The organism is Dysgonomonas sp. HDW5A, from assembly GCF_011299555.1.
GTDB lineage: Bacteria > Bacteroidota > Bacteroidia > Bacteroidales > Dysgonomonadaceae > Dysgonomonas_A.
Window position 1 is genome coordinate 3,442,572 of sequence record NZ_CP049857.1, and the last position, 18,592, is coordinate 3,461,163.

Genomic DNA, 18,592 nt, shown 5'->3' on the forward strand with positions numbered 1-18,592 from the left:
AGTTAGTGTATCTTCCTATTATAACTAAAAGTAATTGGCTATAATATTTTTAGAGTATGATATCCCAATAATATTTGATAGCTTTGAGAGTAGTTAATAAGATCGCATACCGAATCTAAGTTTTAACTTTAATGATAGTCTATTTACGATGGTTATGGATGCGTAATACGAATTATAAAAAATCACACTTATGAAAACTCTTACAAACGAAAAACTTACAATTATCGGAGCTGCGGGAATGATTGGCTCTAATATGGCGCAAACAGCCATAATGATGGGGCTTACTTCTGAAATCTGCTTATACGATCCATATCCGACAGGTCTTGAGGGAGTTGCCGAAGAGCTGCTTCAATGTGGATTCGATGGTGTCAACCTGACGTATACATCAGATATAAAAGAGGCTTTAACCAACAGTTCTTATATAATATCTTCGGGAGGTGCTGCCCGTAAACAAGGTATGACGCGTGAAGATTTACTGAAAGGGAATGCCGAAATTGCCATTGCTTTTGGTAAAGATATTAAAACTTATTGTCCGGAAGTAAAACATGTGGTGGTGATATTTAATCCTGCCGACATTACAGGTCTTTTAACCTTACTATATTCGGGATTGAAACCCAATCAAGTAAGTACACTGGCTGCATTGGATAGTACCCGTTTGAGAAATGAATTGGCTAAACATTTCGCGATTAGTCCCGATAAAATAAAGAATTGTCGTACCTATGGAGGACATGGCGAAGAAATGGCTGTCTTTGCTTCTACTGCCACTATAGATGGAAAACCGTTGAATAGTTTGATTGGAGGTACTGATTTAAGTAATCAAGAATGGGCAGATTTGAAAATAAGAGTAATTCAAGGAGGAAAGCATATTATGGATTTACGTGGCAGGTCTTCTTTTCAAAGTCCGGCCTATCTTTCAGTTGAAATGATCCGTGCCGCTATGGGAGGCGAATCATTTAAATGGCCTGCGGGAGTGTATGTTTCTAACCATAAATACAATCATATTATGATGGCTATGGAGACTACAATAGATAAAAACGGAATTGTGTATGAAGAGATAGAAGGTACTCCGGCTGAATTTGCAGATCTTAATAAAAGTTATAAGCATCTTTGTGAATTACGTGATGAGTTGATCGCTTCAAATGTTATACCTCCTATCAATGAATGGAAAACCATAAATAATCATCTGTGATTAGTAAATGGTTATAATATAATATCTTATGCGTGTTTTTTTTACGCAGATATAAAGGTGGTTACAATTAAAGTAACTGCCTTTTTGTTTGTGGTGTTTCGATATCATAATAACACATTAAGTAATAAATACACATTTAGATAGTTTGTAATATTTACAGAAAAGGAACGATTATTACATAATTAAACAAAAATAAACGATTGTTTCGAACAAATTCTCTACATTAGCACCTTCACTATATGATAAAAAAGTTTAAGGATTTTTTGATAGTAATTTTTTAGATGAGGTATATTAATGGAGGTCAATAATACATATAATGCATTATTTGAAGAAATTCGGAATGATAATACTGAAGCATACCGTAATTTGTATAGCCAGTTTTATGCTCCATTGTGTATGTTTGCTCAACGCTATATTCAAGATGTGAGAGTTGCAGAAGACTGTGTACAAGAGGTTTTCTTGAAAATATGGAAAGACCGTCAAAAAATAATAATTTCTAGTTCTGTTCGCTCTTATTTGCTTACATCGGTTCGAAATATGTGCTTGAACCTGATTGAGAAACAAAAGCTTGAACTCACCTATGAACAATATATCTTGACAAATTATGACGAATATGATGCGGACGATTTATATTCGGTTCAGGAATTGACTGTATTAATAGAAAAGGCAATAGATAAACTTCCCGAAAAATATCAAACCGTTTTTCGTATGAGCCGGTTCGAAAACCTCAAAAATAAAGAGATTGCCGAAAAATTAAATATATCAATAAAAACAGTTGAAGCCTATATGACTAAGTCGTTGATGATGATTAGTGTAGAGCTAGGGAAGTATTATCCCGTATTGTTAATTATTTATTTTCTCGAAAAGATATCAAATAATCCATAGGGTATGACCCGACTTCTTTGTCTATTATATAGAAAGCCTTTTTAATGATAGTATGGACAAGGATAGACTAGAAGACCTGATTAATAAATTTTTCCTCAAACGATTGTCGAATGAAGAAAAAGTGGAATTTGAAGATTTACTAAAATCGTCGGATGAAGCTAGGAAAATATTCCGTCAATGGAGTTTTATAAACAGAGGTTTGCAGACTATCGAGTTTAATAAGACATGTACTCCTCCTGAATTTAATATCAGTTTAAAACAAAAAGTAAAGCGCAGAACTTTGTGGATGCAATATATTAGAAATGCAGCCGCTGTTCTTACGATTCCTTTATTAATAAGTTTATTATATCTGTTGGTAGGAAAAGACGGTTTGACAAAACCAACTTCCTACGAATTAAGTTATACCAATACCAACAGTAAAGCTATCCTCATAACTCTGCCCGATAGCTCAAAAGTATATCTGTATGCCAAGTCTACTTTAAAATATCCAAGTTTATTTACGGATCACGAACGTCATGTGAAATTGACCGGTGAGGCTACATTCGAAGTTGTATCTGACCCCGAGAATCCTTTCTATGTAGAAACATTAGATGGTGTGAAGGTCAAAGCTTATGGTACAAAGTTTAATGTATATGGGTATGACGATGATGACATTGTGCAAGTATATCTCGAAAGGGGCAAAGTGAATTTTAGTTCACCCTATCTGAATGAACCCACCAAAATGAGAGCAGCAACAAAGCTTGAGTTTAGCCGAAAAAACAAAAGCGTAAAGGTTTCGCCTGCCGATGCTTCGGAATATGAAGCTTATGAGAAAGGAGTCTTACTGTTTCGAAGTGCATCATTGGAGCGGATAGCCAAGAAGCTGTCGAGAGTATATGATATCGACATAGATATTCAAGATAATGAAATACGGTATTATCCTATAACGGGAGTATTCGAAGATAAGTCTGTTGATCAGATAATGGATCTGTTACAGATGAGTTCACCCGGTTTGAAGTGGAAAAGAGAGGAAGACAAAATAGTATTGTATAAAAAATAATTCTCTGAAATTTGAAAAGTCTATCAAACTAGTCATCAGACCTTAAATCTTATTGACATTAAATGAAAATAAACATTAAACAGGACGTAACCGACCTGTAACATGAGTTGTTTTCCTTTGAAGTGCATTATAAAATATTAATCAAACAAATTAAGTATGTGTACATCAGTCATTAAACAAAATGAAAACCGAACGTTATTTTTAATTGAAATAATTAACCTAGAGCCATGAAGAAGAAAAAAGAATTTTTAGGAAAGAGATACCGCTATCTCTTGTTAGCCGGGTTGTGTTTATCATCATTCACCATTCAGGCGAAGCAGAATAAATCTATCTCATTAAACAAACCTCAATCGACTATTCGTGAGGTGTTGAATGAAATAGAGCAAAAAACTGCTTACAGTTTCGTGTATAATGACCGGATTGTGGATGCAAATAAAATTGTATCAGTAAAAGCAACCGATAAACCTGTATCGGATATTCTGGACGAAGTGTTTGAAAATTCAAATGTTTCTTACACCATAGTAGATAATCAGATTGTACTTTCTGTTGCTAATAAAGCAAAAGAATCGCAACAAGATGACAAAAGAACAGTAAAAGGAACCTTAAAAGATGCTCAGGGGTTAGGATTGCCCGGTGTGAGCGTTATTGTAAAAGGTAAAACTACAGGTACTGTAACCGATTTAGATGGAAACTATTCAATAGAAGTACCCGACAATGCAACTCTTATATTTACTTATATCGGATATTTACCTCAGGAAGTAAAAGTAGGAAGTAAACAAGATGTAAATGTTGTATTGAAAGAAGACAACAAGGCTTTGGATGAAGTGGTAGTAGTTGGTTATACTACTCAGAAGAAAGCCGACCTGACAGGGGCTGTATCATCTGTAAAGATGTCTAATCTGGAAGATATGGCTAATGTAGATATCAACAGTGCTTTGCAAGGACGTATGTCAGGGGTTACCGTATTACAAAGTAGTGGTGCTCCGGGTGCAGGTACATCTATCCGTATTCGTGGTATGGGTACATTTGGTAACAACGATCCGTTGTACATTATCGATGGCATGCCGGCTGATAATATGAATGATGTGAATCCTAACGATATAGAGCGTATTGACGTACTGAAAGATGCTGCTTCGGCTGCTATTTACGGTTCGCGTGCTGCCAATGGGGTTGTAATTATTCAAACCAAAAAAGGTAGTAAATCGGACAGGGTAAATGTTACTTTCAATACATTTCAGGGATTTTCGACTCCACAACGTAAAATCGATTTGTTGAATGCTCAACAACGAAATATGATTCACCTCGAAGCATACGAAAACGATTTGAACGGAGCTGCTCCAAGCGATAAGGTAAAAGAAAAAATGGCTTATTATAAAAGCCCTTTTGCTCAGGATACAAGAACTAACTGGCAAGACGAAGTATTTACAAACTCGGCTTATCAAGGAAACTATGACTTGTCGGTAGCAGGTGGATCCGAAAAAATGAAATATAATATTATGGGGGGGCATCTTACCCAAGATGGTATATTGAAAGGAACCAGCTTTAAGCGTACCACTTTCCGTGTGAATACAGAAACTGATATCACCAAGAATCTGAAATTCGGAGAGAACTTGATGATTACTCACTCTAAACAAAATATTGTTCCCGATATGTCGGCTTCGGGTGCTATCATTTCGGCATTACGTGCAGACCCTTCTGTACCTGTATATGACGAAAATGGTAACTTAAGCGGAAGTGGTCAATTAGGAGCTGATATACAGAATCCTGTGGGGATTATCAATAGAGCTGACCGTGTAAGAACAAGAGACCGTATTTTTGGTAACGTATATGCTCAATACAGTATACTTGAAAACCTGACTCTTAAAACTGACTTTGGATATGATTGGTCTAAATGGCAGGACAAATGGTTTAACGCACGTGTACCCGAAGCAGGTCGTGCTTCTAATACCAATGAGTTAACTCAAAGAGACTGGCAAAGTACAAGATGGATCAATACAACTACTTTGAAATACGATAAAACAATCGGAAAGAGTAAATTTATGGTTCTGGGTGGATATTCGTATGAAGAATTTGATATGAATTACACCAATGCCCGTGGTACTGATTTTATTTCTGAAGATCCTTCACAACGTTATTTAAGTTCTGCTACCAATATTGCATGGATGCAAGGCGGACGCGAACAGTGGGCACTTCAATCGTATTTTGCCCGTTTAGATTATTCATTTGCTGACAGATATTTATTGTCGGTGAACTTCCGTGGCGATGGTTCATCTAAGTTTGCAAAAGCTAATCGTTGGGGATATTTTCCATCTATATCAGGAGGATGGCGTATTTCGGAAGAACAATTCTTCGATCCGTTGAGAAATTCGGCAATACAAAATCTTAAAATACGTGCAAGTTGGGGTAAATTGGGTAACCAAAATATCTTTAGTAACTATCCAACCAAAGTAATTATTCAAAATACAACAGACGATGATGGTTATAATGTAGTATTTGGTCAGAACGAGACTGCTACGATAGGACGTTACGAAGCATCTTTGGCAAATCCGAATCTTAAATGGGAGGTAACTACTCAAACTAACGTTGGTTTGGATGTATCGTTCTTGAATCATTTTGATTTTACATTCGATTATTACAATAAAAATGCGACAGATGTATTGATTCAGGTTCCGGCTCCTTCGTTGGCTGGTATTACACAAGATCCTTGGCAAAATGCGGCAGAAGTTCAGAATACAGGTATGGATATGAATTTGTCGTACAATACAAAGATTAAGGATTTACAGTTAAACGCATACGGTAACTTCAGTACAGTGCGAAACAAAGTTCGTTCGTTGGGAACAGGAAGCAGTTCTTTCTTTACCAGTTCGTACAGAGGTACTAATATTTCAAGAACTGTTGCCGGAGAGCCAATTGCACACTTCTACGGTTATAAAACAGGTGGAATATTCAAGAGTGAAGAGGAAATAAATAATTATAAAAACAGCGAAGGCGTTCTTTATCAACCTAATGCTAAACCGGGTGACCTTAAGTTTATAGATGTAAACGGTGATGGAAAAGTGGATGGAAATGACAGAACCAATATTGGTAGTGGGTTCCCTAAATTTACATATGGTTTTGGTACAGACTTGACTTATAAAGGCTTCGACTTGAGCCTCTTCTTCCAAGGAGTATCCGGATATAAGATTTTTAATGCGTTGAAGTATGAAGGCATGTTTGTAGATCCTAGATACAATCAATATGCTGATATAATGAATCGTTATCATGCTGTGAACAACCCTAACGGGTCGTTGCCCCGAGTAACTATTGAAGATAAAAACTCGAATCAAAGAATGTCCGACTACTATGTAGATAAAGGAGATTATTTGAGATTGAAAGTACTTACAGTAGGTTATACTCTTGATAAAAATCTGGTAAGAAAAATTGGTATGCAAAACGTAAGGTTGTACGTGACCATGCAAAACCTGTTTACTATTACCGGTTATAAAGGCTATGATCCTGATTTAGGAGAAGCATATGCCGATGATGTGGATGTGAGCGGAGTGTCTGAAGTAGGTGTAGACCGTGGACAATTCCCTCAACCAAAAACATTCATTATGGGTCTTAATATTAACTTCTAACAAATGAATATCATGAAACTATATAAAATATTATTTATTATACCATTATTCCTGCTCGCATCTTGTGATTTGGATAGAGAACCTTTCGGGGTATCTAACTTCTGGAATAACGAAGCTGATGCATGGTTGGGCTTAAATGCCGCTTATGAACCATTTTATAATGAAGAAGGATTTGGACGTGGTCATTTCTGGGCAGGACCTGCCAGTGACGATATGGTTATTAACCGTAATAAAAACGATGACGATCAGTTGACTAAATTTATTGCCACATCGAATGCTTCGGGTGGGCAGTTCAGCAACTGGCAGTTAATGTACCGTACTATCCGCCGTGCCAATGATGTAATGGCGAATGTTCCCAATATTACCATGTCGGATAAAAGCCGTGACTTGATTTTAGGTGAAGCTAATTTTTTATGTGCATACACTTATTTCTATTTGGCTAAAAGATACGGAGGATTACCATTTTATGATTGGAGAAAACCTTTGGAAATAAATAAACCAAGGGAAACAAAAACCGAAACATACGTACGTATCGAAGCTTATTTGAAAGAGGCTATCAGCCATTTCGAAGCTCAAGGAGCATGGACAAGAGAAAAAGATGATTTGGGAAGACCTAATTTAGGTGCAGCCTATGGATTATTGGCTAAAGTATATGCTCACTGGGGTAAATATGCGGAAGCTAAAGCAGCAGCCGAAAAGGTTATTAATTCGGGTAAGTATTCTTTGGATAAAACAGGTAATAACGGGTATGCTCATTTGTTTTCTTTAGCAGGAGAAAAACACGATGAGGTTCTTTTCAACTTGGTAAATAAACCTATCAGAAATCAAGGAACGGTAACGTCTGTGATTCTTCTTTCTGGAACATTATCCGGAGGTACAGGATGGTATTATTTTGCTCCTACAAAGAGCTTGTATGATGCTTTCCAAGCAGGTGATTTACGTCGCAGAGTAACTTTGGCAGGAGAAGGCGATGAGGTTCATTTCTTAGGTAAAACTACAGTTTTGACTTCAACAATGATTCGCGATATGACTACCGGATACATGGGTACAAAATATAGTGCAGCTTATAACGAACTTACATCGTGGAACTGGGAAACAGGAGCCGATGTGCCTTTGTTACGTTATTCGGATGTATTGTTAATACATGCCGAGGCCGAAATATTCTTAGCCGGAGGCGGTCCTGCCAACAGAACTAAGGGAGTCCCTGCCGCAGCATCTTCATTTAACGAAGTACGTGTTCGTGCTTTCGGCGGCGATGTAACCAAAGCTATTGCAGCACCTACATTTAACGATTTGGTAAGAGAACGTCGTTGCGAATTGGCTTATGAGGACGAGCGCCACTATGACTTGGTTCGTTGGGGATTAGCTAAAGAAGTGTATGCAGCAGCAACTACCGTAACAGATCCAAGAGGTCCCCGATCTTTTGATCCGGTGAAGAATGCACATTTCCCTATCCCTCAAAAAGAGATCGAGAATACAGATTATTTATTGGTGAATAATCCAAAACCGGGGTATTCAACTTTTGAATAATAAAGATTATATATCTTAAGATAGAAGTTTACGGAGGAAGCAATTCCTCCGAAACTTTTAATCTGAGAGCCGATCTTTACTCAGTAAGTCACAGAAAACACTTAATATCACGTTCAAAGTATATAACTGATTGTATCTGTTGTGCTTGAATGGATAATAAAAAGGTCTGAGACCTTAATATATATTGACATGAAAAAACTAATAATTTCTATATTCTCTACGCTGCTGTTAGTGGGATGTTCTTCGTCTCCTAAAAGCCCGATTGACTATGTAGACCCTTTTATAGGAACAGGGTTTCACGGACATACCTATCCGGGGGCAACCGTACCTTACGGTGCTGTGCAATTAAGTCCCGATACTCGTAATGAAGGATGGGATGCCGCATCCGGCTATCATTATAGCGACAGTACTATTCTGGGATTTTCCCATACACATTTGAGTGGAACAGGGTGTTCCGATCTGGCAGATATTCTATTTCATCCTACTACACAAGAATTAAAACTGAAACCCGAAGGGTATATTTTCGATCCTCTTCCATTCTCGCATAAGGACGAAAAAGCTTCACCGGGATATTATTCCGTTGATTTTAAAACCGAAGGTATAAAAGCCGAACTAACAGCTACTACATATACAGGTGTTCACAGATACACTTTTGCAAAAAATAAAAACATGTCGATAGTTATCGATATGGCACACCTTATAACAGATGAGGTAATTGATTCTTTAATAATAAAGAAAACTGCTCCGAATGAAATAACAGGAATGCGAAGAACTCAAGGATGGGTTCCTAATCAATATGTGTTTTTTGTAGCTCAGTTTTCTAAAGATTTTGAGGGTGTCGATATTGTAAATGACGGAGTAATACTGGCTGCCGATGCTGACCCTCAAACCAATAATGTACAAGCCGTTTTAAAATTCGGAACATCTACAGGTGAACCAATTATTGCTAAAGTGGGTATATCTATTGTCAGTCTGGAAAATGCGAGAGAAAACCTATTGAATGATGTAAAGGATTTCGATTTTGATAATGTGCATCAGCAAGCCAGAACACTTTGGACAGAAGCTCTTTCGGATATTGTTGTAGAAGGAGGTTCGGAACATGACTTGAAAAACTTCTATACAGCTCAATATCACGCTAAAATTGTACCTAATATTGTAAGTGATGTAAATGGTCAATACCGCAGACGTGATATGACCATCGGTCAATTGGAAAAAGGAAAAAAACATTATTCCACTTTTTCTATTTGGGATACATTCCGTGCATGGAATCCATTGGTAACTCTTACCGATAGTAAATTGGTCTCGGATATGATTACTTCTTATCTCGATATGTACGATGCTTCGGGCGAATTGCCTATCTGGCCGCTTTCGGCAGGCGAAACAGGTACGATGATAGGTTATCATTCGGCTTCGGTTATTGCCGATGCTTATATGAAAGGCATCCGTGATTTTGATGTAGAGAAAGCTTTCGAAGCTATGAAAGTATCATCTAACATAAATAAAAAAGGTTCGGACTATTATGTGAAATACGGGTTTATACCTTCCAATATCAAGAAGGAATCCGTATCATGTCTTTTGGAATATGCTTATGACGATTGGGCAATTGCTCAAATGGCAAAAGATTTAGGTCGTGAAGACGATTACAAAGAATATTCGGAACGTGCTTTGTCATACATCAATGTATTTGACGGACATACTAAATTTTTTAGGGGCAAACGTATGGACGGAAATTGGGATAGCCCCTTCAATCCATTCGAACCCGGACGTGCATATACTGAGGCTACGGCTTGGCAATACAGGTTCTTTGTACCTCACGATGTGAATGGTTTGATCCAGTTATTTGGTGGAGAAGAATCTTTTACGGCACAATTGGATAGCTTATTTGTGGTAGAATCGAAATTAGATGGCAATATGGTCGATATTACCGGCTTGATAGGTCAGTATGCACATGGAAACGAGCCTAGCCATCACATGGCATATCTGTATAACTACGTGGGGCAGCCTTGGAAAACGCAAGAAATGACACGCCGTATTCTTACCGAAATGTATCAGCCAACACCCGAAGGAATCAGCGGGAATGAAGATTGCGGTCAGATGTCGGCTTGGTATATATTGAGTAGCTTGGGACTATATGCTGTGTGTCCCGGATCTAATGAACTTGTTCTGACGACTCCTTTATTCGAAAAGGCAACTATTAAATTAGGCAATGGCAAAACGTTGGTTATCAAAGCAAATGATCCTCAAAAGAATATATATATAGATAAGGTTGTATTGAATGGAAAAGCGATTGATAAAAACTTTGTTACCTATCAGCAATTATTAGAAGGCGGAGAGTTAGATTTTACATTAACCAATATCCCAAACAAAGATCGTGGAATAGGTGGAGATGCTTATCCTTATTCGTTGACCAAAGGACTGGTAGTATCAATTCCATTTACAACCAAAGATCTGGATTTGTTCTTAGATGATATAGAAGTTGATTTGGCTTCCGCCACTCAGGGTGCTAAGATATATTACACACTGGATGGTTCGGAACCTACCGAAGCTTCGGCTTTATATACGTCTCCTGTCAAGCTAACAGCTTCGACTTTGATTAAAGCAAAAGCTTTCAAAGAGAATTATACGCCAAGCAGAACATTTACTATCAATGCTACAAAAGCTGTATTGGCTAGCCCTAAGATTGCTCAGGCAAAAATGAACGGAACGAACTTCCGTTATTACGAAGGATTGTACAAAGTAGTAGGGGATATCGAAAAGTCTTCATTGATAGAATCGGGTACAATGCCCGAACCGTCTATTAAGGGGGCAAAGCAAGCAGATCATTTTGCATATATATTCTCGGGATTGATTTCTATACCCGAAGATGGGGTATATGAGTTTATGACTCGCTCCGATGATGGTAGTGTGTTGTATATCAATGATCTGAAAGTGGTTGATAACGATGGTTCACACGGAGCTATCTCGGCAACGGGAAGGATTGCTTTGAAAAAAGGTTTCCATCCGTATCGCTTATTATATTTTGAAGATTACGAAGGAGAAGAATTGAGTTGGGGTTGGAGAGTCCCCGGATCGGACAAGTTTGTTCCGATACCTGCCTTGAATTTATTTACAAATTGAGGCTGCTGTAGATACGGGCAGGTCATTTTCTGCCCTGTATCTGCAAATAAATACTATTTACCTGAAAGAAGTTCGCAGCACTATTTATTGCTTTGGCAAATATAACAACGACAGGTTGTTATGCTTTTAAAATGTGCCATTAATTATTTTCTTTTACTTTAAAAAATATGAAAAATTTAATTTATATACTATTGGCAAGCCTGCTGATATCTTGTGGAAGCAAACCACTAGAATTGAATGTGATGTCTTATAATATTCGTTACGATAACCCTGAAGACAGTTTGAATAACTGGCAATACAGAAAAGATGTTGCAGCAAAAATAATCCAAACAAAAGATATTGATATAGTGGGTACTCAGGAAGTACTGCACAATCAATTAGTCGATCTGCAAGAACGTTTACCCGAATACACAGCCATAGGTGTTGGACGTCAGGATGGTATAGAGAAGGGCGAATACAGTGCCTTATTTTATAAAAAAGATCGTTTTTCCGAAGTATCATCAGGATATTTTTGGTTAAGTGAAACACCCGAAGTGGCAGGATCGATAGGGTGGGATGGTGCTTGTGAGCGTATAGCTACATGGGCTATTTTGAAGGATAAACAAACAGGAAAAGAAGTATTTGCAATAAATACCCACTTAGATCATGTCGGTAAAATTGCACGTCAAGAGGGCGTAACTTTATTACTTACTAGAGCTGCCGAATTGAGCAAGGGATTACCCATTATAATGACAGGCGATTTTAATGCACCCCCCGATTCGGATGTGATTAAGCATGTAACAAATACATCATTGAAAGAGCATTTGACCAATGCTAAAACGATTGCGAAAGAATTTACAGGTACTGAATGGACATTCCACGATTTCGGGAAAATTCCTGTTGAAAACCGAGATTACATCGATTATATATTTGTAAGCAATACTATTGAAACCGATAAATTTGAAGTACTTCCCGAAAAACTTGATGGAGTATTTTTATCGGATCATGTTCCTGTTGTAGCAAAAATAAAAATAAAATAAATAATAAGATGAAAAAAAGATATATAGGTGCGTTTCTTTCATTAGTATTGCTGGGAACAGGTTTTCCTGCAACAACACTCGCACAAAAGGACATTTTTATACATTCGCATAACGATTATCAACGTAGAGTGCCATTTTATCAGGCATATGCACAACAATTGTCATCGGTAGAAGCGGATATTTTTCTCAGTAAGGATAACCAGTTACTTGTAGCTCACGATTTACATGAATTACCGACAGCTTCTACTTTGGATGAATTATATATCAATCCATTGGTACACTTATTCAAACAGAATGGAGGGAAGCCATGGAAAGATTCGGATAAGAAACTGCAATTGTTGATAGAGTTGAAAACTCCTGCTACACCAACACTCGATATGGTAGTGCAAAAATTGAATGCACATCCGGAAGTATTTAATCCTGCAGTAAATCCTTATGCAGTTCAGATAGTTATTACAGGTGAATTTGTTCCGAAGCCTGCCGATTTTTCTAAATATCCTGCTTATATTCAGTTCGATGGATTGTTGGATGAGAAATACACTCCCGAACAATTGGCAAGGGTGGCTTATATAAGCGTTCCTTTCTTCGAATATGCGCAATGGAATGGAAAGGGAACATTAGTAACCGACCAGAAAAAGAAAGTAGAAGCAGTTATCGATCAGATTCATGCCATGGGTAAGCCAATTCGTTTTTGGGGAACTCCCGATCATGTAACGGCTTGGAACACTTTCCATACGATGGGGGTTGATATTATAAATACCGATGTACCCGAACTTTGTGCTGATTTTTTCCACAACTTCGATGATAAGAACTTTGTGATTTCTCCCGACCATGCCAATGCACACGAGGGAATCACTAAAACAGACCGTTTGGATAAAACAACAGCCGGTTTTCAGGGATTTGACAATAAAAAGCTTCAATTGTCGAAAGGCGTTGAAATATACCAACCTACTTATCTGAATGATGGTATTCGCAAACCTGTCAAGAATATTATATTTCTGATTGGCGATGGTATGGGATTAGCTCAAATCAATGCGGCTGCAAGTGTGAATAAAGGCTTGTCGTTATTTGGATTTAAATATCTAGGTCTACAAAAGAACAGCTCGAAAGATGCTTTTACAACCGATTCGGCAGCAGGAGGAAGTGCTTTAGCAACAGGCGAATCGAATAATAACCGTCATATCTCCATGGCTGATGATGGTACTATTTACCCATCTATGAGCGATGTGGCTACATCGAAAGGAATGAAAGCCGGAGTAGTTACGTGGGGAAATATTGCAGATGCAACTCCTGCCGCTTTCTACGGACACTCTACAGAGCGCGATAATGCGGATGAAATAACCGAATGGTTACTAAAAGGTAATCTTACTTTATTGAATGGTAGCGGAATGCACATTCTAACAGATCGAAAAGACAAACGCAATTTGACTGATGAATTAAAATCTCAATATAATATTACTACTTCTATAGATGAAATCAATAGCAAAAGCGGTAAAGTAATTTGTATTGATGAGCGTATGGAACAAGCTGCTACTGCCGAAACTATCGGATTATTGGCAGAGGCAACTAAAGAGTCTATCAAGAAATTGAGCGAGAATAATAAGAATGGATTTTTTCTGATGGTTGAAGGTGCAAAGATTGATTATGCAGGTCATGCGAATTCTTTACCCGGATCGGTTGTTGAGATGCTTAGCTTTGATATGGCAATAGCCGAGGCTATGAAATTTGCCGATAGTAACGGTGAAACGCTTATTGTTGTGACTGCCGATCACGAGACAGGGGGGCTTACTTTAGTGGATGGAGATTTAGAAACAGGTCAAATTACAGCTCGTTATATGACTGACGATCATACGCCTATAATGCTTCCTGTATTTGCTTATGGTCCCGGTTCTGCCGACTTTATCGGGGTATATAAAAATACGCAGGTATTTCATAAAATGAAAGCTCTTTTGGATGCCAACAAACAAAAGAAGTAAGTATATGAAAAAGCATACAATTTTATTCCTGTTACTCTTTTTGAGTTTCGGTTCGATGTCTTCTTTTTCGAAAGAAAATATCAAGTTCCGATTCAATAAAGCAGGACAATTTAAGATTGCCCAGTTTACAGATATTCACTGGAATAATACATCTCCGAATTGTGCTAAAACCATAGAAACGATTAAAGCAGTATTGGAGGCAGAAAAACCCGATTTAGCTGTACTTACGGGTGATGTGGTGAGCGATCCTCCCATTCGTGAAGGCTGGTTGGCTGTCGCTAAAATATTTGAAGAGACCAAGACTCCGTGGACGGTTGTATTGGGAAATCACGATTCGGAAAAAGGGCGTGGATTTACCCGTTGTCAGATATTTAATATTATTGAAGAATCGCCTTATTATGTCGGAGAGAAAGGTTTGCCGATGACAGGTTGTGGCAATTATGCAATTCCTGTAATAGCATCAAAAGGTGATAAAACTGCTGCTGTATTGTATCATATAGATTCGAATGATTACCCTGAAAATGATAAATTAGGTCATTACGATTGGATACATTTCGATCAAATCAGTTGGTATAGGCATCTGAGTGATACGTATACTTCTAAAAATAACAACAAGCGGGTACCTTCATTGGCTTTTTTCCACATTCCATTGATTGAATACAATAATATTGTGGGAAAACCTACAACAGTAGGTACTAAAGACGAGGGTATTGCTGCGGCGGATATTAATTCGGGAATGTTTGCATCTTTGGTCGAACAGCAAGATGTAATGGGCGTATTTGTTGGACATGATCACGATAACGACTATATTGGTATCGAAAAGAATATAGCATTGGCGTTTGGTCGTACATCGGGTGCGGATGCTTACGGAAAACTCGAAAGAGGTTCTCGCATAATTGTGATGTACGAAGATCAATTTAAGTTTGATACATGGATCAGAACTCCCAAAGGAATCGAATTGTATTATTACTATCCTTCGGGTATATCTTCTGTAGATGAGCAAAGCATGAGCTTTTTACCTGCAAAGGATGTAAAACCGACAAAACAGGGTGTAGGATATACGTATTACGAAGGAAAATTTAAGTCGGTGGATGGTATTGTTTCTCAAAAGCCTTTAAAAGAGGGTGTATTGACAAACTTCACTATAGAATCTGCTCCTGTAGAAGATTACTTTGCTTTCGGTTTTAAAAGCTATATCAAAATACCCGAAAGGGGAGTTTATCGTTTTTATACCAATTCGGATGATGGTTCGAAACTGTATATTGACGGACAAGTAGTGGTTGATAATGATGGCTCTCACAGCTTGAAACGTGTAGACGGTAAAGTGGCTCTCGAGGCAGGATTTCACGAAATAGAAGTTCGTTATCTCGAAAATTATATGGGACAAGCTTTGGAAGTAGGTATTTCGAGTCGAAATATTTTAGAGAAGCCTATACCGGATAGTATGTTGTTCCTGCTATCAGATAAATAGAACAGCAAAAATAAAGATTGTATTGTTTTATCTATTTGTAAAAGAGTTTAATATGGTATTAAAAGTGACAGTAAATAAAGGAAAAAAAGAATAGGTCAAAAAAGTGTTACTTTTGTCACTTTTGTAACCTTTTTGAGTTTTTGTTTCTGATAAACAGTGTTTTATCTAGGTGACGCCAAATGATACTTTTGTAACCTTTATTGTCACTTTATTGATTACTTTTTGTCACTTATGAGAACTGTAGATTTAAGATCTTAATTTGAGAAAATATTAATAACTTATGAAAAAAATATCTTTTGCATTTATGATTTTCGGGTTGATGTTTCTACTTCCTAGGCCTTTGTCGGCTCAGGAAAGCGAAGAAACGCCTCCGAAGTATAATATGCCTTATAAAAATACCTATGTAAAAGAGGCTTTGGTTGCCGAAAATGAATACAGGATTGCAAAACCTAAAATTACAATACCCAAGAGCTTTGAGGAGGCAAAAAATATTCTCCCCAATCCTATTTGGCAGGGGCATGATAAGGAGATAGAAATGTATTGGAAAGCATGGCAAATAGCTATAGGAAACATCAGACAACCCGATGAGGGTTCAGGCTTCGTTGCCAGTTATTTAGATGTAGCTTACAATGGTAATATCTTTATGTGGGATGCATCGTTTATGATGATGTTTGCCCGATATGGTTATCGTTTTTTTCCATTCCAAAATACATTGGATAATTTCTATGCAAAACAGCACCCCGATGGGTTTATCTGCCGTGAAATAAAGGCAGATGGGGCAGACTGTTTCGAACGGTACGACCCTGTGAGCACAGGCCCTAATTTGTTGCCTTGGGCAGAGATACAATACTACAAACAATACGGAGATACAGATCGTTTGAATAAGATATTTCCTGCACTGTGTGCCTATAACAAATGGTTGAGACTCAACCGTACATGGCCAAACGGAACCTATTGGTCGAGCGGGTGGGGCACAGGTATGGATAATATGCCTCGTGTTCAATCGCAATACAGCATGATTTTTAGTCACGGACATATGGTATGGCTGGATGCTTGTCTTCAACAAATATTGGTAGATAATATTCTTCTCGAAATGGGATTTTATCTGGAACGCTGGCAGGAGATTGAAGATTTGGAGGATGAGATCAAAATGCTGACCAAATACATTCAGGACAATATGTGGGACGAAAATACAGGCTTTCTATATGATCAGTATGCCGATGGAAGCCTTTCGACTACCAAAGGGATTATGGCGTATTGGGCATTGCAAACCGATGTTTTACAGAAACCGCAATTAGACCGATTGGTGAAAGAATTGGATAACCCAAAAACATTTAACCGTCCGCACAGAGTACCCTCTTTATCAGCAGATAATCCTAAATACAATGCCAAAGGACGATATTGGCAGGGAGGTGTTTGGCCGGGTACTAACTATATGGTTATAACAGGGCTTGATAAGAAAGAGTATCGCAAAGAGGCTCATGAGATAGCTGTAAATCATTACAACAATATTTTTGAAGTATATAAAAAGACCGGAACTTTCTGGGAGTATTATTCTCCTGAAACGGCAGATCAGGGTTTTATGGCTCGTAAAGATTTTGTCGGTTGGACGGGTTTACCTCCCATCGCTGTATTTATAGAATATATATTGGGTATCCGTTCCGATTTTTCTACTCATTCGATCGTTTGGGATGTAAATCAATTGGAAGCTCACGGAATCGAAAGATATCCGTTCGGACCCGAAGGTGTGGTTTCTTTCAAAGTTAACAAGAGAAGCTCAGCAGATGAGACTCCCGTTATTACAGTTGATTCGAATATAGCTTTCGACATGACTGTATATTGGGGCAAAGACAAATCTAAGAAAATCAGCATTAAAGAAGGTAAGCAAACGATCTAATCAAACCAGAAATAATACGCCATGAAAATAGGAATAGATTTAGGAGGCACAAATATTCGTATAGGAGTTGTTGACCAAGGTGTGATTATACAAAAAATATCCGAACCGTGCAGAGCCGATAAATCGGAAAAAGAGGTGCTGGATCATTTAATCAATATGATTCATCAGGTGTTCAATCCTGCTGTAACAAGTATAGGTATTGGAGTACCATCGGTGGTGGATGTCAAAAAAGGTATAGTTTATAATGTAACTCATATCCCTTCGTGGAAAGAAGTTCATTTGAAAGATATTCTGGAAAAAGAATTTCAAGTTCCTGTTGCTGTTAACAACGATTGTAATTGTTTTGCTCAAGGAGAGGTATCTTATGGCGAAGGAGTCGAGTTCGAAGATATTGTATGTGTAGCATTAGGTACAGGTGTCGGTGCAGGAATTATCTTTAACAATAAATTGTATAACGGAGCCAATACCGGAGCCGGTGAAGTGGGTGAACTACTTTATCTGGAGCATAATTATGAATATTATTGTTGCAGTCATTTCTTTGTGAGAGAACACCATATAACGGGAAAAGAGGCTTACGAAAGAGCTTGCCGGAAAGACCCGATGGCATTACAGATATGGGACGAATTTGGTTCTCATGTCGGTAACCTTATAAAGGCAATTTTATTTGCATACGATCCTCAAGCTATTATATTGGGAGGCAGTATCTCTAAATCATTCGAGTTTTTCTCACCTGCAATGCATGAAGTCTTGAAGAGTTTTCCGTATCCGGAAACTGTAGCCAAGTTGAAAATAGCATGCTCTAAGATAGAAGATATTGCCATATTGGGGGCAGCCGATTTAATTATTTAATAC

The 18,592-nt window shown here is 37.8% G+C and carries 11 protein-coding genes; all 11 read left to right on the forward strand.

Going from position 1 to position 18,592, the window contains the following annotated elements:
• Window positions 1-190: 190 nt before the first annotated feature.
• The 11 genes from G7050_RS14350 to G7050_RS14400 all read left to right on the forward strand — a co-directional run bounded on the left by G7050_RS14350 (window position 191) and on the right by G7050_RS14400 (window position 18,589).
• Window positions 191-1,189: a malate dehydrogenase gene (locus G7050_RS14350; RefSeq protein WP_166116627.1), complete on the forward strand. Its 999-nt coding sequence runs from the start codon at window positions 191-193 to the stop codon at window positions 1,187-1,189.
• 294 nt (window positions 1,190-1,483) lie between these two features.
• Window positions 1,484-2,074 carry an RNA polymerase sigma-70 factor gene (locus G7050_RS14355; protein ID WP_166116629.1) on the forward strand — a complete coding sequence of 197 codons (591 nt, stop codon included), beginning with the start codon at window positions 1,484-1,486 and terminating at the stop codon, window positions 2,072-2,074.
• 52 nt (window positions 2,075-2,126) lie between these two features.
• Window positions 2,127-3,113, forward strand: coding sequence for a FecR family protein (locus G7050_RS14360; RefSeq protein ID WP_166116631.1), 987 nt, complete (start codon window positions 2,127-2,129; stop codon window positions 3,111-3,113).
• 227 nt (window positions 3,114-3,340) lie between these two features.
• On the forward strand, window positions 3,341-6,730 hold the full coding sequence (locus tag G7050_RS14365; RefSeq protein ID WP_166116633.1) for a TonB-dependent receptor: 3,390 nt from the start codon (window positions 3,341-3,343) through the stop codon (window positions 6,728-6,730).
• Window positions 6,731-6,742: 12 nt separating this feature from the next.
• On the forward strand, window positions 6,743-8,260 hold the full coding sequence (locus G7050_RS14370; protein ID WP_166116635.1) for a RagB/SusD family nutrient uptake outer membrane protein: 1,518 nt from the start codon (window positions 6,743-6,745) through the stop codon (window positions 8,258-8,260).
• A 183-nt stretch (window positions 8,261-8,443) separates the two neighbouring features.
• Entirely contained in the window at window positions 8,444-11,377 is a 2,934-nt protein-coding gene (locus tag G7050_RS14375) for a GH92 family glycosyl hydrolase (RefSeq protein WP_370521981.1), read from the forward strand.
• 167 nt (window positions 11,378-11,544) lie between these two features.
• Window positions 11,545-12,396: an endonuclease/exonuclease/phosphatase family protein gene (locus G7050_RS14380; RefSeq protein ID WP_166116639.1), complete on the forward strand. Its 852-nt coding sequence runs from the start codon at window positions 11,545-11,547 to the stop codon at window positions 12,394-12,396.
• Window positions 12,397-12,404: 8 nt separating this feature from the next.
• A complete protein-coding gene (locus G7050_RS14385; protein ID WP_166116641.1) occupies window positions 12,405-14,372 on the forward strand; it encodes an alkaline phosphatase in 1,968 nt (655 codons plus the stop codon).
• A gap of 4 nt (window positions 14,373-14,376) precedes the next feature.
• The gene (locus G7050_RS14390) at window positions 14,377-15,843 is read left to right on the forward strand and encodes a metallophosphoesterase (protein ID WP_166116643.1); all 1,467 of its coding nucleotides are present in this window, start codon (window positions 14,377-14,379) and stop codon (window positions 15,841-15,843) included.
• 319 nt (window positions 15,844-16,162) lie between these two features.
• A complete protein-coding gene (locus G7050_RS14395) occupies window positions 16,163-17,740 on the forward strand; it encodes a trehalase family glycosidase (protein WP_255499317.1) in 1,578 nt (525 codons plus the stop codon).
• A gap of 21 nt (window positions 17,741-17,761) precedes the next feature.
• On the forward strand, window positions 17,762-18,589 hold the full coding sequence (locus G7050_RS14400; RefSeq protein ID WP_166116645.1) for an ROK family protein: 828 nt from the start codon (window positions 17,762-17,764) through the stop codon (window positions 18,587-18,589).
• The last annotated feature ends 3 nt before the right edge of the window (window positions 18,590-18,592 follow it).

What these genes read in the sequence shown, in the direction of transcription:
- G7050_RS14380 (WP_166116639.1), top strand. Translation starts at nt 11,545, where the DNA reads ATGAAAAATTTAATTTATATACTATTGGCAAGCCTGCTGATATCTTGT.
- G7050_RS14390 (WP_166116643.1), top strand. Translation starts at nt 14,377, where the DNA reads ATGAAAAAGCATACAATTTTATTCCTGTTACTCTTTTTGAGTTTCGGT.
- G7050_RS14355 (WP_166116629.1), top strand. Translation starts at nt 1,484, where the DNA reads ATGGAGGTCAATAATACATATAATGCATTATTTGAAGAAATTCGGAAT.
- G7050_RS14395 (WP_255499317.1), top strand. Translation starts at nt 16,163, where the DNA reads ATGTTTCTACTTCCTAGGCCTTTGTCGGCTCAGGAAAGCGAAGAAACG.
- G7050_RS14350 (WP_166116627.1), top strand. Translation starts at nt 191, where the DNA reads ATGAAAACTCTTACAAACGAAAAACTTACAATTATCGGAGCTGCGGGA.
- G7050_RS14370 (WP_166116635.1), top strand. Translation starts at nt 6,743, where the DNA reads ATGAAACTATATAAAATATTATTTATTATACCATTATTCCTGCTCGCA.
- G7050_RS14385 (WP_166116641.1), top strand. Translation starts at nt 12,405, where the DNA reads ATGAAAAAAAGATATATAGGTGCGTTTCTTTCATTAGTATTGCTGGGA.
- G7050_RS14400 (WP_166116645.1), top strand. Translation starts at nt 17,762, where the DNA reads ATGAAAATAGGAATAGATTTAGGAGGCACAAATATTCGTATAGGAGTT.
- G7050_RS14365 (WP_166116633.1), top strand. Translation starts at nt 3,341, where the DNA reads ATGAAGAAGAAAAAAGAATTTTTAGGAAAGAGATACCGCTATCTCTTG.
- G7050_RS14360 (WP_166116631.1), top strand. Translation starts at nt 2,127, where the DNA reads ATGGACAAGGATAGACTAGAAGACCTGATTAATAAATTTTTCCTCAAA.